Raw genomic sequence first — 20,493 nt, forward strand, 5'->3', positions numbered from 1 at the left:
TGTCTGGCGTAGTCGCCAATAGTTATTGCCGCTTTAGCCCAGCATTCCCTTGCCGTGACCTACTGCCGATTGCATGGTTTTTACCACAACGAACGCATCCCGAAGATGACTTCGCTCAAAATCCGACAGGTCCGAGGGCGGCAGGAAATTGTCCGGCTTTTGATCACCCTTCACAAGCCTGACCTGATGCTCAAGGCGGGTTTCTGCGATCAGATCATACGCATCCAGCAAATCCCGCGCGCCCGAGGGGCTGAGGATGCCGCCAGATGCGGCTGCTTTCAGACGCGCCCGAGTATTGGCTTCGGTCAATTGACCCTGAAGGCCGTAGATTCGCGCAAGATCGACGACGGGGACCACGCCATTGTGTTTGAGGTCCAGCGTATTGCGATGTTCACCAGACCGGATGGTCGCAAACCCGCGCAACAGACCCAACGGAGGCGTATGTTTTAGCGAATTTGAGATCATGTGTGCCACAAAGATCGAGTTTGCGTTGGCCGCTGCCAAAGTCTTGGCTTGCAAATCATCAAACAGGTGAAAGGCCCCGCCGATAGGGCGCAGGTCGAACATGACTGAGGCCAGCATCTGCGCCTCGGGGTTCGGTTTGGCGATCCATCCGTTGAAGTAGTCGCGCCAGACGCGCACCGGCTGACACCATCGTGGGTTGGTCGCCATCATGTCGCCCGGGCAAAAGAAATATCCGCAGGTGTCCAGGCCATCCGAGACGTATTTGGCAAGCTCGGCGAAGTACTTCATATCGGCATCGGTCACGCTGTCGTCCAGCATCAGACAGTTGTCCTGATCGGATACTCCAGTTTGTTCTTGCCGCCCTTGCGACCCACAAGCCAACCACAAGTAGGGAACGGGTGCTGGGCCCAGCTTGTCCTCGGCCAAGGCCAACAGTCGGCGGGTTGCCGTGTCTGCAATGTCTGTTATCAGCCGCGTCACGATCTCGTGCCGGTTTCCGGCAGCCACTAGTTGCACCAGAAGCTGCGGGATTTCAGCCGTTACCACCGCCATTTGATCCGCCGAGTCCGCTTGAGCGATCTGGCGGACAAGCTCTGCCGAATTCACCGCCTGATAATGGGTTAGATCCGTTTGCGTTACGATGCCGACCAAGCGTCCACCTTCGCTGATCGGGATATGACCTATCCCGCGCTCCATCATCACATGCAGAACGTCCGATCCAATATCAGATGGCGACAGGGTGATTGGGTTCGCCGTCATGATCGCTGACACCGGTGTCTCTGCGGGCATGCCATTGGCTACGTATTTGCCCGAGATGTCGCGCAAGGTGGCGATGCCCAGCAGGCTATCCGTTTCGGTGACGCACAAGGATGAAATGTGCTTGTCACGCATGATCCGGGCGGCTTCTTGAACTGATGTGTCCGGTGGGCAGGTTGCAGGGTTATGCGCCATAAGAACGTCAATCGCGCTGGTCGCCAGGCTTTGCGGACCGGATCGGTTCGAACGGGTCCGGTTGAAGAATTTCGAAACGACGTCATGCCCATCGATCAACTCGCGCACCAGATCTGGCGGCAGAACCAGCAAAACGGATGGCGTATGCGCGCGCGCCTTGGTTGCGGCTTTCCCGTCTTTCAGTAGCCCACGCTCACCAAACGAATTGCGCAGACCAAGATGAGATACCACGGCGTCATTCTCATCGGTGATTTCAACGTGCCCTTCATAGATCACGAATACGCCGGGCAGGGTGTGCCCAAGTTCGTACACGGCAAAGTCTTCCTCGACCTCCCAAACCTCGACCTGATTGGCGATCTGATCCAGTGTTTCTGGGGGCAAGGCATCATAGGGGTGGACGGATTTCAGGAACCGGGTGATTTCGTCATGAGACAGGGGCATCGTCAAATCCTGGCTTTCCGGTTTTGAAAAATCCCGCCCGGCATAGTGCCGGGCGGGAGTAGTCGGTCGAAAGATGCGGTACGTGAAAAGGATCCATGCACCGCATCATACTCATTTATTCTGAGCTGCGCCTGCGCCACGGGGAATACGCACGCTTTCGACCAATTCAACGATCTCCGGCGGAGTCTCTTTGGTCATTCCGGCGACGACGTAAGCGACGCCGAAGTTGATCATTGCACCGATGGCGCCGAACGAGGTCGACTTGATCGGACCCAGAAGCGGATCAGCATCAGTGAACGAGTTGGTGCCCGGAATGAACAGCCAGCCCTTGTGCAGGAAGATGTAGACCAGGGTTACGGTCAGACCAGCCAGCATGCCCGCAACCGCGCCGGTATTGTTGATGCGGGTCGAGAAGATCCCCATCATCAGCGCCGGGAAGATCGAGGCAGCCGCCAGACCAAACGCCAGGGCCACGGTTTGCGCCGCAAAGCCCGGTGGGTTCAGACCCAGATAGGTTGCCACAACGATGGCCACAGCCATTGCGATACGAGCAGCCAGCAGTTCTCCTTTTTCAGAGATTTGCGGGTTGATCGCACCTTTGACAAGGTCGTGGGATACCGCCGACGAGATCGCCAGCAACAGACCCGCAGCGGTCGACAGAGCAGCCGCAAGACCACCGGCAGCGACCAGACCGATCACCCAACCCGGCAGGTTGGCAATCTCGGGGTTGGCCAGAACCAGGATGTCGCGGTTGAACTTGGTCAGCTCGTTTCCAACCCAGCCTTTTTCTTCGGCAAGTGCCTGCATGTCGGCGTTCTTGTCGTTGTAGTACTGGATCTTGCCGTCGCCGTTCTTGTCTTCCCAGTCCAACAGACCGGTTTTCTGCCACGTCTGCATCCAGTCATAGCGCGGATCATTGTCGATATCTTCGACCGAGACAGCGCCACCTTCGATGCCACCGTTGGGCCACATCATGTCGGTGATGTTCAGACGCGCCATTGCGCCAACCGCAGGGGCGGTCAGATACAGCAGAGCGATGAAGACCAGCGTCCAGCCAGCCGACCAGCGTGCGTCAGACACTTTCGGTACGGTGAAGAAGCGCATGATCACGTGCGGCAGGCCGGCGGTGCCGATCATCAGCGACAGTGTGAACAGAACCATGTTCAGCGTGTTCGAGTGATGAGCTGTGTATTCATTAAAGCCCAGCTCGGTCACGATCGCATCCAGCTTGGTCAGCAGAGGTTCACCGCTTGCGGTGTCGCTGAACAGACCCAGCGCCGGAACCGGCGTACCGGTCAGCTGCAGCGAGATGAAGATCGCCGGGATTGTGTAGGCGGTGATCAGTACGCAGTACTGAGCGACCTGAGTGTAGGTCACGCCTTTCATCCCACCGAACACCGCGTAAGCAAACACGACACAGGCACCAATCAGCAGACCGGAGGTGTTCGATACTTCGAGGAAGCGGCCAAAGGCCACGCCCACACCGGTCATCTGACCAATAACATAAGTCACCGAAGCAACGATCAGGCAGATCACGGCAACGATACGTGCGGTCTGGCTGTAGAAACGGTCGCCGATAAACTCCGAGACGGTGTATTTGCCAAACTTACGCAGATAGGGTGCAAGTAGCAGTGCCAGCAGCACGTAACCACCGGTCCAACCCATCAGGAAGGTCGAATTGTCATAGCCGGTGAAGGCGATCAGGCCCGCCATCGAGATGAACGAGGCTGCAGACATCCAGTCTGCCGCTGTCGCCATACCGTTGGTGACCGGGTGAATGCCGCGACCGGCGGCGTAGAATTCCGATGTGGAACCCGCGCGGGCCCAAATCGCAATGCCGATGTACAGCGCAAAACTCGCGCCGACAAAGAGCAGGTTAATGGTAAACTGGTCCATTCCGCTTACTCCTCATCCACGCCGTATTCGGCGTCCAGCTTGTTCATGCGCCAGGCGTAGTTGAAGATCAGCACCAGAAAGACCAGGATCGATCCTTGCTGAGCGAACCAAAAGCCCAGATCGGTGCCGCCAACGGCGATGCCAGACAGCAGCGGACGCAGCAGAATGCCGAATCCAAAAGACACCAGCGCCCAGATCACGAGGCTGATGTAGATGAGACGCAGGTTCGCCTGCCAATAGCCTTTGTCGGCCTCGGCAGTCTGCGCGGAGTTTGTTGATTGATCCGCCATTGCGGGTTCCTCCTTCGCTTCTTCCATAGGCGGCCCGTTGTCCTAAACCTCCAATGCGCGGGGCCGCTTTTCGATATGCCGAATGCCAGGGTGGCATCGGGCAAGACTCCTCCGGTCCGCCAAGGCGGGTCCCTTGAAGTTTTCCTTTAGGAATTGGGCCCTTGTTCAGGGCGGGCCGTCTTCCCTTAGTTCATCGCATCGCTGACGATCCTTTCCAGATTGCCTGCGATGTCGTCGATATTGCCCATGGCGTTCAGACCTTCCAGAACACCGTGGTCTTGGTAATAGGTAATCAGCGGCGCGGTTTGCGCATGATAGGCCGCCAGACGTGAAGCGACGGTTTCGGCATTATCATCAGCGCGGCGCTTGAATTCCGTGCTGGCGCATTTGTCGCATTTGCCTTTAACGGCAGGGATCTTGAACGTGTCATGGAACCCTTCGCCACATCCGGCGCAGGTGTAACGGCCCGAGATACGGATCACCATTTCACCATCTTCGACTTCAAGGCTGATGGCGGCGTTGATCTTCTGCCCGGTTTCCGACAGCAAACCGTCCAGCGCCTCGGCCTGAACCGTGGTGCGTGGAAAGCCGTCCAGAATGACCCCCTTGGCGCAATCCGGTTCAGCTAGGCGATCACGAAGGATGGCAATGACGATGTCGTCGCTGACCAGATCACCAGCTTCCATCACCGCCTTTGCGGCTTTGCCAGCATCGGTTTCCGCTGCGACAGCGGCGCGCAGCAGGTCGCCGGTGCTGAGCTGAACCAACCCGAACTTATCCTCGAGCATACGGGCCTGTGTTCCCTTCCCGGCACCCGGAGGGCCGAGAAGGATCAGAACAGCGGGTGTGGTGATCGTGGCAGCGTCCATCACATCCTCACTTGTTCGCACGGTTTTCGATCAGGTCTTCGACCACCGACGGATCAGCCAATGTCGAAGTATCGCCCAATGCGCCAAAGTCGTTCTCGGCAATTTTGCGCAGGATACGGCGCATGATCTTGCCGGAACGGGTCTTGGGCAGACCGGGTGCCCACTGGATCACGTCGGGCGACGCAATCGGGCCGATCTCGGTCCGGACCCAGGTGCGCAGCTCTTTCAGCAGCTCATCCGACGGCTCGCGGTCATTCATCAGAGTGACATAGCAATAGATGCCTTGCCCTTTGATCTCATGGGGGTATCCGACCACGGCGGCCTCGGCCACGGCGGCATGCGCTACAAGCGCGCTTTCAACTTCGGCGGTCCCCATACGGTGGCCCGAGACGTTGATCACATCGTCAACGCGACCGGTGATCCAGTAATCACCATCCTCGTCACGACGGCAGCCGTCACCGGTGAAGTAGTAACCTTTGTAGTCCGAGAAATAGGTCTTCTCGAACCGTTCATGATCACCCCAGACGGTGCGCATTTGGCCGGGCCAGCTGTCCTTGATACACAGAACACCTTCGACGCCGTTGCCGTTGATCTCGATGCCTGATTGCGGGTCCAGAACCACGGGCTGAATGCCAAAGAAAGGCTTCATCGCGGCACCAGGCTTCATCGCGTGTGCACCGGGCAGGGGTGTCATCAGGTGACCGCCGGTCTCGGTCTGCCACCACGTGTCAACGATGGGGCAATTTCCTTTACCGACGACCTCATTGTACCAGTTCCAGGCTTCAGGGTTGATCGGTTCGCCCACGGTGCCCAGTAGTTTGAGGTCGCTCAGATCATGCTTCTCGACCCACTCGTTGCCTTGTCCCATCAACGCGCGGATTGCGGTTGGTGCGGTGTAGAACTGGTTGACCTTGTGCTTGGCGCACACCTCCCAGAAACGGCCTGCGTCGGGGTAGGTCGGAACGCCTTCGAACATCAGTGTAGTTGCGCCGTTGGCCAGCGGGCCGTAGACGATATAGCTGTGGCCTGTGACCCAGCCCACGTCAGCAGTGCACCAATACACATCGCCCTCGTGGTAATCGAAGGTGATCTCATGGGTCAGCGATGCGAAAACCAGATAGCCGCCAGTGGTATGTACCACACCCTTGGGTTGTCCGGTCGAGCCGGAGGTGTAGAGGATGAACAGCGGGTCTTCGGCGCTCATCTCAGCAGGGGCGCAGTAGTCATCGGCCTCAAGCGCCATTTCGTTGTAATCATAGTCGCGACCGTCGATCCATGTGGTCTGACCACCGGTGCGCTTGACCACCAGGCATTTCACCGTGTCCTTGCAGTGCAACAGGGCGGCGTCCGCATTGGATTTCAGCGCGGTCTTGCGGCCACCTCGCGGGGCCTCGTCGGCGGTGATGACAACCTTTGCGTCGCAGCCATTGACGCGCGCCGCCAGAGCGTCGGGTGAGAATCCCGCAAAGACGATCGAATGGATCGCGCCAATACGCGCGCAGGCCAGCATGGCATAAGCGGCCTCGGGGATCATCGGCATATAGATCACGACGCGGTCGCCCTTACGCACGCCCAGCGATTCCAGAATGTTTGCCATCCGGCAGGTCCGGCGGTGCAACTCAGCATAGGTGATGTGCTGCGCTTCGTCTTTTGGATCATCCGGCTCCCAGATGATCGCCGTCTGATCGCCGCGGGTTTTCAGGTGACGGTCCAAACAGTTGGCCGAAACGTTCAGCGTGCCGTCTGCGTACCAGTTGATTCCGACCGAGCCGAAATCATAGTTTACATCTTTGACCTGTGTGTAGGGCTTGATCCAGTCGATCCGCTTGCCTTGTTCGTCCCAGAACGCGACGGGATCGTTGATCGAAGCCGCATACATCTCAGTGTATTTTTCAGCGTTAACATGCGTGCGGGCCACGGTTTCGGCGGACGGCGGAAAGGTATTGGCTTCTGCCTGGGCAGCGGTTGTCATTCTGAGGCTCCTCCCTCTGGATCATATTGAATCAGACCGATTTTGCCTGCTGAACTGGCGATGTCGATCTGTTTCCTCCTTGTGCGCAATAATACGGAGAGCTGAAAACAAGGAAATAAATTACCGATTTATCACGATTAGTTTGTAAATTATTTTTTTGGCCCGAAGTGGTTTTGTAAAGAAAGAGATCATCGTTGGGAATAGTGGTGTCTTTACATAGCTTTGGCTGTAATGAGAATTTGTGTAGAAATAAGCCGCCCGATTACAACTAAATTGCATCTGAGACTCACCTTTCGGTTGTTAGCGCTCAACGGTGCCATTCCTTACTGGCCATGAATGCTGACCGGGGGTTGGCACATTCCGATGTTGGCGCTAGCTTTGACCGCAAGCGCCTCGGTAAGGGGGTGCAGCAAAGGGAGAAATCAGTATGAAAAAGATTTTGAGCGGCTCTGCTGTGGCCGCCTTGTGTGTTGCGTTCGTGTCCGAGGCAGCCGCAACTGAATGGAATGCTTCGGTCTGGGGCAAACGTCGTGCGTTCACCGAGCATGTTGAGAAACTGTCTGAGTTGGTCAGCGAAAAGACAAACGGCGATTTCACCATCAATGTCAGCTATGGCGGCCTGTCCAAGCCGCGCGAAAATCTGGATGGAATCGAAATTGGCGCGTTTGAGATGGCTCAATTCTGTGCCGGATATCATCGCGACAAAAACCGCGCGATCACCGTTCTGGAACTGCCGTTCCTGGGCGTGAACAACCTGGATGAGGAAGTTGCCGTCAGCCACGCGGTTTACGATCACCCTGCCGTTAAGGATGAGATGGCGCAGTGGAATGCGCGTATCATCATGACTTCGCCCATGCCGCAGTACAACATTGTCGGAACCGGCGACCCGCGTGACGAACTTGCCGAGTTCGAAGGCATGCGTGTCCGCGCCACAGGTGGTCTGGGCAAGGCATTCGAGGCGGTAGGTGGTGTGCCGACTTCGGTTCCTGCAACCGAGGCCTTTAACGCAATGGAGTCCGGTGTCGTTGACACGGTTGCCTTTGCTCAGCACGCGCACCTGTCTTTTGGCACGATCAACGAAGCGGATTGGTGGACGGCCAACCTGAACCCCGGCACTGTGAATTGCCCGGTTGTGGTCAATATCGATGCCTATGAGGCACTGCCGGCTGAGCATCGCGAGGCGCTGGACAGTTCGATCGACGAAGCGATTGATCACTATCTGGCCAATTATGGGTCGCTGCTGGACCAGTGGGACAGTGTTTTGGATGAAAAGGGCGTCGCAAAGGTACAGATCGATGATGCGGTAATCGCAGAGTTCCGCACCAAAGCTGCCGATCCCATCCGGGCACAGTGGATTGAGGATATGTCCGCTCAGGGTATCCCTGCGCAGGACCTGTATGATCTGGTCCAGTCCACGCTGGAACAACAACGCAGCGGTAACTAGACGCAAAATCCGGATGCCCATCGGGGCATCCGGACACCAATAAAAAATACAGGGGAACACCGCAATGGCAGGACAGGCCACGGTGCTTGAAGACAACAGCCTCCTGAGTTCTTTGGACCGTAAGTTGTTGAGGTTAGAGCGGTTTCTGGCTCTGATCAGCGGCCTTGCCGTGTTCAGTCTTATGGTTCTGGCGGTTGTCTCGGTCAGCGGACGCAATGCGATTAACGCACCTTTGCCGGGATATGTCGACTGGATCGAACAGGCGATGCCGCTGATTGCTTTTCTGGGCATTTCATATGTTCAGCGCGATGGCGGTCATATACGGATGGACATTGTCATCTCACGCCTGCACGGCCGGGCGCTGTGGCTGTTCGAGCTTATTTCGGTTCTTCTGATCCTGGTGCTGATGCTGGCCTTGGTCTGGGGCAGTTGGTCCCATTTTGACCGCTCGTTCGACTTTGGCGCGCCGATGTGGAGCCGGGACAGTTCAATCGACATCGGTATCCCGCTTTGGCCGGCTAAACTGCTGGCACCTGTGGCGTTCTCGGTGCTTTGCCTACGGCTGCTACTTCAGGTTTGGGGATATGGTCGCGCGCTTATCGTAGGGGCCGAAAGCCCCGTAGCCGTTCCACTGATACAGGATGCGGCTGCTCAGGCCGCTGCCGAAGCCGAACAATTCGAAGGGCAGGACTAGCGCATGGACTCGATAGAGATTGGCCTGTGGGTCACGGGTGGCTTGCTGGTTCTGGTTGTGACCGGAATGCGCGTGGCCTTCGCGGCGGCTCTTGCGGGGCTGGTCGGGTTGGTTTGGATTTTCTGGGCCAAGTTTGGATACGATCCTGATCGCTTCGGCAAAGCACTAACCGTCGCGGTCAAGACGGCGGGGCAGGTGCCCCATTCCAAGGTTGCGGCCCATACACTCAGCCTGATCCCCACCTTTATCTTGATCGGTTATCTGGCCTATTACGCAGGGCTGACGCGCGCGTTGTTCGAGGCCGCTAAACGTTGGGTTGCGTGGGTACCCGGAGGGCTCGCGGTTTCGACTGTGTTCGCCACAGCCGGGTTCGCGGCCGTTTCCGGTGCTTCGGTGGCAACGTCTGCCGTGTTCGCTCGGATTGCTATCCCCGAGATGTTGAAGGTCGGCTACAACAAGCAATTCGCCGCCGGTGTCGTCGCAGCGGGCGGTACACTGGCCTCATTGATCCCGCCATCTGCGATCCTTGTGATCTATGCCATCATCGTAGAACAGGATGTGGGCAAACTGCTGCTTGCCGGGTTTATCCCCGGTGCATTTTCGGCCGTTGTGTACGGTCTGCTTATCGTCGGCATCGCGGTTGTATTCAAAAACGTTGGTCCACCGGTAACAGGTTTCACCTGGAAGCAGCGTTTTGCGTCGCTGCCGGGCGCGTTTCCGATTGTCGCTGTAATCCTGATCATCATTTGCTTTGTCTATAACCCGTTTGGAGAAAAGGCTTGGGGCACTCCAACCGAAGGCGGAGCAATCGGTGCCTTCATCGTCTTCTGTTTCGCCCTTTTCCACGGAATGCGGTGGCCCGAACTGAAGTCGGCGCTGCTGGAAACTGCCAAACTAACCGCGATGATCTTCACAATCATCTGGGGGGTGCTGATCTACGTACGGTTTCTGGGGTTTGCCGATCTTCCGGGCGCGTTTTCGGACTGGATCACTTCGTTGGAAATGTCGCCGATGCTGATTCTGATCTGTATCCTGCTCGCCTATGCGGTCTTGGGCATGTTCATGGACGCCATTGGGATGCTGTTGCTGACGCTGCCAGTGGTTTACCCGGCGGTAATGGCCCTGAACGGGGGTGAGACTGTCAGCGCAGCAGAAAGCGCCTTTGGCATGTCAGGTCCGATGTGTGCGATCTGGTTTGGTATTCTGGTGGTGAAAATGGCCGAGTTTTGCCTGATCACGCCTCCTATTGGCCTGAATTGTTTCGTCGTTGCCGGGGTGCGCCCGGATCTGAGCGTTCAGGACGTGTTCAAAGGCGTTACGCCGTTCTTCATCGCCGACGGCGTAACGATCGCGCTGCTCGTGGCGTTTCCCGGTATCGTACTCTACCTGCCGTCATTGGCCGGGTAGAAAAAGCCCCCGGTGGTGAACCGGGGGCCAGTCGACGTGAAGTGCGGGTTCTTCAGCTCGCCCGCATCAGCATTCCATACAGATCCCGCGGATCATCCGGATCTGCCAACATGTCCAAAGGTTCAAAGAAATCAGTGCCTTTGATGGCAGACTGGACGTAGCACAAGGCCGAGAAATCCTCGATCGCGAAGCCAACGCTATCAAAAAGAGTGATCTGCCGGTCGTCGCGTCGACCCTTGGCCTGACCGGCCATGACCTGCCACAATTCGGTCACTGGGTGATCCTCGGCCAAGGCCTGAATCTCGCCCTCGATGCGTGTTTGTTCCGGGTATTCGACGAAGATGTCCGAGCGCAGCAGAATATCGCGGTGTAGTTCGGTCTTGCCGGGGCAATCACCGCCAATTGCATTGATGTGGACGCCCGGTCCGACCATGTTGTCGGTCAGGATCGTTGCGTTTTTCTTATCTGCGGTGCAGGTCGTGATGATCTGAGCGCCTTCGATGGCGTCCTCGGGTGTTTTGCAAAGCACGACCGTCAGCCCGGAATTCTTGAGGTTTGCCGCGCATTTTTCGGTGGCCGCGTGATCGGTATCGTAAAGGCGCACAGTGTCGATCCCGCACATGGCCTTGAACGCCAGGCATTGGAACTCGGACTGAGCGCCATTCCCAATCATCGCCATAACACGCGATGACTTGGGCGCCAGGTAACTGCCGACAAGGGCCGAGGTTGCCGCCGTGCGGAGGGCGGTTAGCATCGTCATCTCGGTCAAAAGCGTAGGGTAGCCGGTATAGACGTCGGCCAGAAGGCCAAAGGCTGTCACGGTCTGCAGGCCCTCGGACGTGTTCTTGGGGTGCCCGTTGACGTATTTAAATCCATAGGCCTCACCATCCGAGGTTGGCATCAGTTCGATTACGCCATGGGGAGAATGCGCCGGAATGCGAGGGGTCTTGTCAAAGCTCTCCCAGCGTTTGAAGTCGGATTCAATCTGAGCCGCGATCTGAGTGATCATCTTTTCAAGCCCGATATGGTGCACCAGCCGCATCATGTTGTCGACGGATACAAAGGGCACAAGCGCCTTGTCAGAAGGTTGCATCATGGTCTCCTATCGGCGGGAAAGGTGGATACCGGCGATCATGCAACGTACTGATCCTCCGGCTGTTTCAATGGTTGGAACCGACAACGGCAGCAGAGTGGCGCTGTCTTCGATAATGTCGGTCTGTTGGCGCGTCAGCGCATCTTTGGCGCGGCTGGAAAGAGCTAGCACGAGCCCATCACGACCACTAAGCTCGATGGTGTTTCCAGCAAAGTTTGCGATCTGGTCATGGGACAGATCGATGACGGTGCGACCGGATTCTTCCAATCGCGCCTGCACGGTCGCGCGGCGTTCGGCATCGATTATCATGTCGAGGCAGATCAGTGCGTAATGTGTGCCGATTCCCATCAGGACATTGGTGTGATAAACGTCTCGGCCTGCGTCGTCCCTAGCTTCGAACGCGATGGGTTCGTAGTTGAAGTTCGTGCAGAACCGCTCCAACAAAACGGGATCAGCGCGGTTTGACTTGACCGTGTAAGCGATGCGGCCGACGTGATCGAGAACCATTGCTCCGGTACCTTCCAGTGCGAGATCGTCCTGTTCCAGCCCCGAATAATCGATCACGTCCTGAACGCGGTATTCCTGTTTCAACAACTCGATAACATCTGTGCGGCGTTCGCGTCGACGCGACGGAACAAACATCGGATAGATTGCAATGTGTCCGCCGGGATGCGTCGAGAACCAGTTGTTGGGAAAGACACTGTCCGGCGTGTTTTGTTGGCCGTGATCATCAAATACATGAACTGTGACGCCTGCATCGCGCAGTTGTTCGACTGCACGATCATGTTCATCGCGCGCGGCTGCTGAAGTCGCTTCGGCGGACCGATGTGCCAGTGTCTGAAACGCATTGTCATGGCGAGTCTCTGGGTTCGACACAAACTCATGCGGTCGAACCATGACAACAGCGGAAGGAGATTGAAGGGTATTCATCAGAAACTCCGGGTCGGGCGGTCGAAGATGCGGCGGCCCAACAGGGACGCGGCCAGATCGACCATCAGTTTTGCGGTTCGTCCACGTTCATCCAGGAACGGGTTCAGTTCGACCAAATCCAGCGAGCAGACGAGGCCGCTTTCGTGCAGCAGTTCCATCGCCAGATGGGCTTCGCGTTCGGTCGCGCCGCCAGGAACAGTGGTGCCAACGGCGGGCGCAATTGAAGGGTCCAGAAAGTCGACGTCCAGCGAGACGTGCAGGATACCGTTTGCTGCGCGTACTCGGTCGAGGAACGCGATCAAAGGTGCCTTGATGCCGTGCTCATCAATGCTGCGCATGTCTGCCAGCATGGCCTGATCCTGTTCCAATCGTGCACGTTCAGCCGGATCCACGGAACGCAAACCAATCATGCCTACTCGATCCGTTGGAATCGGTGCAGCCAGCGGAGGGAATGCGTCAAACCCGGGTTGCCCGGTGAAATAGGCAACCGGTGTGCCGTGCAGGTTGCCGCTGCCGGTGCTGTCAGGTGTATGAAAGTCGCTGTGCGCGTCCAGCCAAAGCACGAACAGGGGGCGACCCATCCTGTCTGCATGTGTTGCCATCCCGGCAACTGTGCCCATGGACAAAGCGTGATCGCCGCCCATAAAAATCGGCAGTCCGTTCGGCGCGGTTTCCTGTGCGGCGCGGCTCAGGGCGCTGGTCCAGCCGATGCACTCGGGCAGCGCGACAAGGTGTGGATGCTCCGGTACATCTGACGGATCGGCGTTGACATTTCCGATATCCGACACTTGGTGCCCGAGGTCAGTCAGAGCTTGTTCCAGACCGGCCACCCGGTAGGCGTCCGGGCCCATGCGGCACCCCTGACGACGCTTACCTGCGTCCATTGGTGCGCCAACCAATATTACATTTTGCGTATCCATATGACTATCTAGACCCTCGTGATGGCTTGCGAAAAGACAGCAAAATGTTCAAAATGGCATTCGGATAAACGAAATGAGAAGCAGTCATGGACGATTTGGATAGCAGGCTGCTCAGCGCCTTGCACCGGGATGCACGGGCGTCCCTGTCCGAACTCGCCGAAACGCTGGGTGTTACGCGCACTACGGTTCGCAGCCGCCTGCAGCGCCTCAAACAGTCCGGTGAAATTGTTGGGTTCACGGTACTCACCCGTCAGGACGTGGCGCAAAGCCCGGTGCGCGGCTTGATGATGCTGGAAATCGAAGGCCGCGGAACCGAGCGCACGATGGCCCGAATTGCCGCCATGCGTCAGGTGCGTGCTGTTCACTCCACAAACGGAAGCTGGGATCTGATCGCCGAAATCTGGACCGAAACACTGGCCGAGCTGGACGAGGTGCTGTTCCAGATTCGCCGTATGGAGGGGATCACTAAGTCCGAGACCAACCTGCTGCTGTCCACCCGCAAAGGTCGGTTGTGACCCCCGTAGTGCTTTGAGCCTGAACGAAAATGTGCAAAAGTCGGCTTGCGCGTTTCGATCGTGCAGAGTGTGATCGAGCCTGAGAGCAGGGACAAAGCATGGCAACTCATGAAAATGTCGAAGAACTCTGGGCTGTACGCCTGGCCGAACGGGTTTCGGGGTTTCTTGAAAAGCCCCTTGTCCGGATCGCGATACCGATTCTGGTCACGCTTATTGCCCTGACCGTCCTGCACGAGCTGTCTTCGCACGTCAAATGGGCTGATGTAAAAACCGACGTCGCGAATACATCGTGGAAACTGATGTTTTTCGCCCTGTGCTGGACGGCTGTCAGCTTTTTATCTCTCTCACTTTACGATGTGTTTGCCGTGCAAAGTGTGGCAGATGGCGAGGTTCCTTTGCCTGTCGCAGGCATGGCTGGCGCCTGTGGTTATGCCGTGTCGAATTGCCTTGGGTTTTCTTACATTACTGGCACGGCGATCCGGTATCGGATCTATGCGTCCCTGGGCCTTGATCTGGGTCGGGTTGCGGGGGTGATTGCCACATCTTGGATCGCGTTCTGGTCAGGTTTCATTCTGCTTCTGGGTGGGTTGCTAACCTTTCATCCGGATGGCGTGTCCAAAGTTCTACCAATAAGTGACACGGTGGAAACCGTGCTAGGGCTGTGCCTGCTTGTGGGTTTCGCAACGCTGTTCATTTGGCTCTCCAAGGGCGGACGCAGACTGGCCACCGGTGGTTTGGGCTTCAATTTGCCGGGCGGCAAGTTGCCTGGATTGTTGACGCTGGCGGCTGTGGGTGACCTGTTTGGGGCGTCAATGACGCTGTACGTGTTGATGCCGGATGATCTGGGGGTCGGGTTTCCGTTCTTCTTCACCGTTTACATTGGCGCGATCGCGGTCGGAATTCTCAGCCATGCTCCGGGCGGGATCGGCGCGTTTGAGGCAACTTTAATCGCCGGGCTAGGGGCCTCGGGTCGGTCTGATGTGATCGCCGCCCTTTTGCTGTACCGGTTGATTTATACCTTCTTGCCGTTCGCCATCGCGACGCTGTCCATCGCGGTGGCTTCGGCCCTGACGAACCGACATCACATCAGCGGAGCCGCCACGTGGGTTTACCGCGTGATCCGTCCGATTGTGCCGATGGTCGCGGCCGGTGTCGCAGCTGTGGCGGGTGTCATTCTGCTGGTGTCCGGGGCGTTGCCTGCAGGCAGCGAGAAGCTTAGCGCATTGCGGGACTTTCTGCCTTTGTCCTTCGTTGAAGCTTCGCATCTTGCCGGAAGCGCTGTCGGAGTTCTACTGATCCTTGTTTCACGCGGCCTGTTCCGCAAGCTGTACCGCGCATGGATAGTGGCCATGCTGCTGATGGTTGCCGGGTTCGTCGCATCGCTGACCAAGGGTCTCGATACGCACGAAGCGATCAGCATGTTGGGCACTATCGCCTTACTGGCCACGTTTCGCGGGGCGTTTTACCGCGTCAGCGGGGCATCGATATTCCGCCTGAACATCCCGTGGCTGGTCAGCGTGGTCGCCTTGCTTTTGGTCGTCTTTTGGGTCGGGCTGTTTTCCTATTCGCATGTCGAATATCAGAACGCTTTGTGGTGGGAGTTCGCGTGGAACGGTGACGCCTCACGCTTTTTGCGATCCAGTCTTGTGGTGGCGGTTATTCTTGGCGTGGTGGCCGTGAATTCTTTGTTCGGGCGCGAGGTTCCGGAACCGGTCCGAACGGAGATCCCCGAGGTTGTTGAACGTCTGGTCATGGAAAGCGAAGACACCGAGTCGCAGATTTCACTGACCGGCGACAAGCAATTCCTGATTTCACCGGACGATGACGCATTTCTGGCCTATGCCGACACAGGCAATGCACTGATCACCAAGGGGGAGCCGGTTGGGGATGAAACCGCCGGAAAGCAACTGATCTGGCAATTGCGCGAAATGGCGGACCGTGAGGGCAAGTTGTGCGCTTTCTACAGCGTATCAACTAAGTACCTGCCGACGTTTCTGGATCTGGGCCTGTCTATTCTGAAGATCGGAGAGGTCGCGCGCGTGCCGTTGAAAGATTTCTCGCTGGACGGTAAATCTCGCAAGCGGTTCCGTCAGGCCAAGAACCGGGCCGAACGCGAAGGGTATGTATTCGAGATCATACCGAAGGACAAAGTGGGTCCTGTGTTGCCCGAATTGCGCAAGATTTCAGACGATTGGCTGGAGCATAAGGCTGGTGAGGAAAAGGGCTTTGCCTTGGGCGGGTTTGACAATGAATACCTGTCCTATTTCGATTTCGCGGTGCTGAAGAAGGCAGATACGGGAAAGATCGTCGCCTTCGCCAACCTCTTCCAAGGCGGGAACAAGTCCGAATTGTCGTTGGACCTGATGCGGTATGAGCCGGACGGGTCGAACTTTATCATGGATGCCTTGTTTGCCGAGATGATGACCTGGGGGGCAGAGCAGGGGTTCCATTGGTTCTCGCTGGGGGCGGCACCGTTTTCGGGAATCGAGAACCGGCAACTGGCGTCTTTCTGGAACCGCGTCGGAGGGTTCGTTTATGAACACGGCGAGCAGTTCTATCACTTCGAAGGGCTGCGATCCTTCAAGCAGAAGTTCGATCCGGAATGGAGCCCGAATTACCTCGCCAGCCCCGGTGGTCTGGCAGCACCACGTATTCTGTACGAGGTGAACATCCTGATTTCAGGCGGTTTGCGCGGGTTGACGAAATAAAGTTCAGTTCAGACTGGCGCGGGTCGGGGTTTTCTCCAGTAGATCGCCCCAATCTGTGCGATATGCCATTTCGGCCAGAACGGTTTCTGGTAGGAATTCTTGGTTCTGCCGGATCTGCCAGCCGCCACCCAATCCCTTGTAAACCGCAACCAGATTGCTGGACACCTGCTGGCGCGCCTGAATCAGATTAGCCTGAGACCGCAGCAGGGCCGTTTGGGTGTTCAGAATACGAGAATAGCTGGCAATTCCGTCCCGGTACTGATCGATGGCGATATCTGCCGCTTTGCGCGAAGCCGCGACGCTTTTTTCATAGAAGCCAACTTGCTTGCGAGATTGGGCATAGGCCACCATGGCGCTTTCAACCTCGGAATAGGCGGTCAGGACGGTGTTCTGATAATTGGCGATCAACGCCTGATAGGCCGCATCCTGCGCGCGGACGTTGTTTTTGATCCGGCCATAGTTCAGCACGTTCCAGACCACGCCGGCATTCGCGAGCCCGGTGTTGCTGCTTGCTGAAAACAAATCCTGCCCGCCCGAGGCCTGCAGGCCAATAGCACCCGACAGGATGAATTGCGGATAAAGGTCGGCCAAAGCGATCCCGACCTGCGCAGATTGCGTGGCCGCTGCCAGCTCGGCCGCGCGAACGTCCGGACGGCGGCGCAGCAATTCGGCCGGGACGCCAACGGACACATTTGTACGTGCAGAGGGAATCCGTCCAGAATTGCCTAGTAGGCTGGTCATGCGGGAAGGGGTAGCTCCCAGCAGCACGGCCAATGCATTCTTGGCCTGTTGAAGATCACTTTCAATCTCTGGGACCAAGGCCTTGGTATTGTTCAGCAGGGCTGTGGATTCCTGCACGTCCAGCTCGGTTGTCACGCCATTGTCAAACCGCAATTGGGTCAGATCTGCGGATTCCTGTTGCAACTGGATGTTGTCGCGCGCCACTGCCAGCGACTCTTGCAAGGCGCGAATGTTGACATAAAGCGCCGCGACATCGCCAGTTAGCGTGACAAGCGCGTCGTCATAATTGGCCACTTGCAGCGCCAGATTGGACCGCGCGGCCTGAACGCCGCGACGTTGCTGGCCCCAGACGTCTAGTTCCCATTGGGCATCAAACCCGACTTGTGAGGTCGAAAACTCGGTGTCGAGAGGTATGATCCGGCGGATATCTGAAATCGGTCCGAGGTTGTCGCTGACTTGGCGGCGTTCAATCGATGCTCCGATGGCCTGTGATTGCGGATACAGCTCGCCAAACGCAATGCCCAACTGCGCGCGTGCCTGCAGAACGCGCGCACCGGCAACCTGCAGATCAAGGTTCTGTGCATAGGCTTCGGCGATCAGTTTGTTGAGAGTGGGGTCGTTGAACGTCTCCCACCATTTCACCACAGGCGCACTGCGCGAGGTCAGGCCGCTTTGACCAGTGCTTGGGCTATTGACCTCGATCCATTGCTTCACGACCGGAGAGCTTGGGCGCACGAAATCCGGGCCAACTGGTGCGCAGCCGACCAGCAGCGCGGCGCATAGGGCCGTGCCCATCAGTCGGCGGTATAATCTGGCCCGGGTCATCATTTGCGTCCTTAGATATCCAATGGTCGAATGAAGTTGGCGAAGGAATAGAGACGAATGTTGATCCGTCGCAGAAACTCAAAACTTTTGCCTTGACCGGTATAAATCGCCACGGCCGCGTGACCACCGGCAGGGAAGGTGTGCCCGTCCGGGATATCGACCGAGATTTGCACGGCAATGCGTCCGGGAAGTTTTGGCAGCTCAAAGCCGGGCAGGCGGCCTGATGGCAGGTATTGTCCTTGTCGGGTTGCCCACCAGATCGCTTCGACTTTGCCGGTCAAAATTTCACCCGGATACAGATCAAGGGCGACTTCAACGGGTTGACCGACTTCGACAAATTTCAGGTTCTGCTGTCGGTAGGTCGCAAGAATATAAGGGTTATCCTTGGTGACAAAACTGGCGATGGCGCCCAGGCGAATATCGCCGACGACCAGACCCGGACGAGCCTGTTGGGACACGATCATGCCGTCTTCGGGGGCGTAGATCGTTGTGTTGTCCAGAAAGTACTGGGCCTTGTCCAACTGCGCTTGGGCCTGAAGGATGCCGGTGTTCACGCCGTCAATCTGGGAATCCAGCGCAAGCTGAGCCTTTTCCAGATTTGCAGTGGCCTCTTTGACCTGAGCCTGATCCTCAGTCACCTGTTCGTTCCAGCGATCTAGCTCGTCCTGCCGCGCACCACCTGCGGGTACGAGGTTTTCGTATCGGGCTTGCTGCGTCTGTGCGTAGGCAAGTTGAGCGTTGGCGCGCTCAATGGCTTCCCCTGCGGCAATGACGTCCTGTTCAAGGATCTTGGCGTTCTGCTCGGCCGCGACCAGTTGCGCTGTGGCTTCCTCAACCTCAAGCGCGAACACAGTGTCGTCGAACCGATACAGGGGATCGCCCTTTGTGACTTCGGTATTTGGCTCGACCAGTACCTCAGTCAATATCGTCGGTTCGGTCAGCCGTGGGACGATCTGGATCGTTGAGCGGACCACGTGGCTGTCGATAGAGAACGGCTGAAAGAACCGAAGGGCGACAAGGAAGATCAACAGCAGGTGCGCGCCGACCCAGAAGGATACGATGCCCCACATGATGTTGAACTTCAGCCACTGGAACTTGAAGAAGATAAGCCAGACAAAAATGATGTAGAAAAGCGTAATGCCGAGGGCGACAAACATATTTCGTAGTTTCCTTTGGCGTTAGCTCTTTTGCGTCTCATCCGGATCCAGCGGGTCACGGTATTCTTCCGTCAACTCACCACCCAAGCGCTTGATTTCTTTGCGAACTGCCTTTCGTTCTTCATCAGGCATGCGGCGGATATCGACCACCGTTCCATCGTGGAACGCCCAGATGAAAGCATGGACCCAAGGCACGATGGCGAGAAACCCCATCCAGCCCATGATCTTGATAGCTTCGGCATGGGGGTGATTGCGTTTGATCGCAATGCGGCCCGGTAGTCCCATCACGAATAGAAACAGCGCCATGACGGCGGCCAGTAGCAAAATCAACGCAACAAATGTCAGGTAGTCGTAATAGCCCAGTGGCTGCCCAATTAACCCCATGTTTGTGCCTCTGTTCGGGAAGGTTATCCCATCCTCAGTTGTTGGAGCCCAGTTCGTCAATCACTTTGTAGCTGGTTGGCGGGTCGGCGCAAATGCCAGGACCACATTCAAGCAGTGTCGAACCGGCATTCAGAACAGCCAGACCAAGCATGATGAAGAAGGCAGTTTTGGCCAAGGTGCTTCCACCGAAACGAGGCTGATCCGATGTGTCGTCAGCGTATTGGCGATCAAACAGCAGCATAACCGCGGTGCCCAACAGGATCAGGAAAAAGCAAATGGCGGCCCAAGTGTAGTAGTGCAACCCCAACACGGGCGAGCCGTAGTGACCCGTGCCGGGAACGATATGCAGAAGGATCTGGCGCACCGATACGCTGCCGCCATAAAGCGCTGCGATTAACATCAACGCATAGTGCCGCGGCCGCGAGCCGTATAGCAGGTTCAAGCCCAGCCCAACGCCCACGGCGACAAAGCCAACGCGTTGCAACAGGCAAAGTGGACAGGGCAGCTCGTAAAGCGTCAGTTGGTAAACAAAGGCCAAAAGCAGCACTAGACTGACGGCCAGCATGCCTATGGCGTTAAGGGTTCGGGACAGTTCTGGTGTCATCATCGCCCCCTACAACTGGATTGTCAGTTGGCTGGTGGCGTGGAATTTCAGCCAGTACACACTCAACGCCAGCGTGAAGAAAAACAGAGCATTGGCTGCCGTTGTTTGTCGAAAATAATTCAGCCCCATGGTGGCTGTAAGTAACGCAAATAAAAGCGCTATCATGGCCCGGTTCTCCCTTTCCGTG

18 protein-coding genes are annotated in these 20,493 nt (G+C 57.1%); 5 read left to right on the forward strand and 13 right to left on the reverse strand.

From position 1 onward, the window contains the following. Nucleotides 1-33: 33 nt before the first annotated feature. From AC2FIO_RS01265 to acs, 5 genes are all read right to left on the reverse strand, one after another. Nucleotides 34-1,857 (reverse strand): DUF294 nucleotidyltransferase-like domain-containing protein, encoded by a 1,824-nt coding sequence (locus AC2FIO_RS01265; RefSeq protein WP_496695161.1) that lies wholly within the window; start codon nucleotides 1,855-1,857, stop codon nucleotides 34-36. Nucleotides 1,858-1,968: 111 nt separating this feature from the next. Then, entirely contained in the window at nucleotides 1,969-3,753 is a 1,785-nt protein-coding gene (locus AC2FIO_RS01270) for a sodium:solute symporter family protein (RefSeq protein ID WP_058273825.1), read from the reverse strand. Between the two features lie 5 nt (nucleotides 3,754-3,758). After that, nucleotides 3,759-4,043: a DUF4212 domain-containing protein gene (locus AC2FIO_RS01275; protein WP_058274238.1), complete on the reverse strand. Its 285-nt coding sequence runs from the start codon at nucleotides 4,041-4,043 to the stop codon at nucleotides 3,759-3,761. A 185-nt stretch (nucleotides 4,044-4,228) separates the two neighbouring features. Then, on the reverse strand, nucleotides 4,229-4,912 hold the full coding sequence (locus AC2FIO_RS01280; RefSeq protein WP_109312126.1) for an adenylate kinase: 684 nt from the start codon (nucleotides 4,910-4,912) through the stop codon (nucleotides 4,229-4,231). A gap of 7 nt (nucleotides 4,913-4,919) precedes the next feature. Then, nucleotides 4,920-6,884 carry an acetate--CoA ligase gene (acs, locus tag AC2FIO_RS01285; RefSeq protein ID WP_058277706.1) on the reverse strand — a complete coding sequence of 655 codons (1,965 nt, stop codon included), beginning with the start codon at nucleotides 6,882-6,884 and terminating at the stop codon, nucleotides 4,920-4,922. A 427-nt stretch (nucleotides 6,885-7,311) separates the two neighbouring features. Between acs and dctP the strand changes: the two genes are divergently transcribed. The 3 genes from dctP to AC2FIO_RS01300 all read left to right on the forward strand — a co-directional run bounded on the left by dctP (nucleotide 7,312) and on the right by AC2FIO_RS01300 (nucleotide 10,429). After that, complete coding sequence (dctP, locus tag AC2FIO_RS01290; RefSeq protein ID WP_058273822.1) at nucleotides 7,312-8,328, forward strand: TRAP transporter substrate-binding protein DctP; 1,017 nt, start codon at nucleotides 7,312-7,314, stop codon at nucleotides 8,326-8,328. A gap of 64 nt (nucleotides 8,329-8,392) precedes the next feature. Continuing rightward, nucleotides 8,393-9,022 carry a TRAP transporter small permease gene (locus AC2FIO_RS01295; RefSeq protein WP_058273821.1) on the forward strand — a complete coding sequence of 210 codons (630 nt, stop codon included), beginning with the start codon at nucleotides 8,393-8,395 and terminating at the stop codon, nucleotides 9,020-9,022. A 3-nt stretch (nucleotides 9,023-9,025) separates the two neighbouring features. Then, complete coding sequence (locus tag AC2FIO_RS01300) at nucleotides 9,026-10,429, forward strand: TRAP transporter large permease (RefSeq protein ID WP_058273820.1); 1,404 nt, start codon at nucleotides 9,026-9,028, stop codon at nucleotides 10,427-10,429. Between the two features lie 52 nt (nucleotides 10,430-10,481). Here the strand turns inward: AC2FIO_RS01300 and ocd are convergent, their stop codons facing one another. From ocd to rocF, 3 genes are read right to left on the reverse strand one after another with little or no spacing between them, the layout of a single operon-like run. After that, nucleotides 10,482-11,525: an ornithine cyclodeaminase gene (ocd, locus tag AC2FIO_RS01305; RefSeq protein WP_496695165.1), complete on the reverse strand. Its 1,044-nt coding sequence runs from the start codon at nucleotides 11,523-11,525 to the stop codon at nucleotides 10,482-10,484. Between the two features lie 6 nt (nucleotides 11,526-11,531). After that, a complete protein-coding gene (gene ctlX / locus AC2FIO_RS01310) occupies nucleotides 11,532-12,452 on the reverse strand; it encodes a citrulline utilization hydrolase CtlX (protein ID WP_496695167.1) in 921 nt (306 codons plus the stop codon). Further along, nucleotides 12,452-13,372 carry an arginase gene (gene rocF, locus AC2FIO_RS01315; protein ID WP_282151016.1) on the reverse strand — a complete coding sequence of 307 codons (921 nt, stop codon included), beginning with the start codon at nucleotides 13,370-13,372 and terminating at the stop codon, nucleotides 12,452-12,454. Before rocF ends, ctlX begins: the two co-directional genes overlap by 1 nt. Nucleotides 13,373-13,458: 86 nt before the next feature. Here rocF and AC2FIO_RS01320 point away from each other — a divergent pair, with 86 nt between their 5' ends. Continuing rightward, nucleotides 13,459-13,887: an Lrp/AsnC family transcriptional regulator gene (locus AC2FIO_RS01320; protein ID WP_058277712.1), complete on the forward strand. Its 429-nt coding sequence runs from the start codon at nucleotides 13,459-13,461 to the stop codon at nucleotides 13,885-13,887. A 98-nt stretch (nucleotides 13,888-13,985) separates the two neighbouring features. Continuing rightward, nucleotides 13,986-16,595, forward strand: coding sequence for a bifunctional lysylphosphatidylglycerol flippase/synthetase MprF (gene mprF, locus AC2FIO_RS01325; protein ID WP_496695170.1), 2,610 nt, complete (start codon nucleotides 13,986-13,988; stop codon nucleotides 16,593-16,595). Nucleotides 16,596-16,598: 3 nt separating this feature from the next. Here mprF and AC2FIO_RS01330 read toward each other — a convergent pair whose 3' ends face one another. From AC2FIO_RS01330 to AC2FIO_RS01350, 5 genes are read right to left on the reverse strand one after another with little or no spacing between them, the layout of a single operon-like run. Further along, entirely contained in the window at nucleotides 16,599-18,161 is a 1,563-nt protein-coding gene (locus AC2FIO_RS01330) for an efflux transporter outer membrane subunit (RefSeq protein WP_496695172.1), read from the reverse strand. Between the two features lie 11 nt (nucleotides 18,162-18,172). Continuing rightward, on the reverse strand, nucleotides 18,173-19,318 hold the full coding sequence (locus AC2FIO_RS01335; RefSeq protein WP_058273814.1) for an HlyD family secretion protein: 1,146 nt from the start codon (nucleotides 19,316-19,318) through the stop codon (nucleotides 18,173-18,175). Between the two features lie 21 nt (nucleotides 19,319-19,339). Next, a complete protein-coding gene (locus AC2FIO_RS01340) occupies nucleotides 19,340-19,702 on the reverse strand; it encodes a DUF3302 domain-containing protein (RefSeq protein WP_496695174.1) in 363 nt (120 codons plus the stop codon). A gap of 34 nt (nucleotides 19,703-19,736) precedes the next feature. Next, nucleotides 19,737-20,306 (reverse strand): disulfide bond formation protein B, encoded by a 570-nt coding sequence (locus tag AC2FIO_RS01345; RefSeq protein ID WP_496695176.1) that lies wholly within the window; start codon nucleotides 20,304-20,306, stop codon nucleotides 19,737-19,739. A 9-nt stretch (nucleotides 20,307-20,315) separates the two neighbouring features. Next, nucleotides 20,316-20,471, reverse strand: coding sequence for a DUF5993 family protein (locus AC2FIO_RS01350; protein ID WP_199528470.1), 156 nt, complete (start codon nucleotides 20,469-20,471; stop codon nucleotides 20,316-20,318). Nucleotides 20,472-20,493 lie beyond the last annotated feature (22 nt).

The sequence above is a fragment of the Ruegeria sp. CDSB086 genome (genome assembly GCF_059611065.1).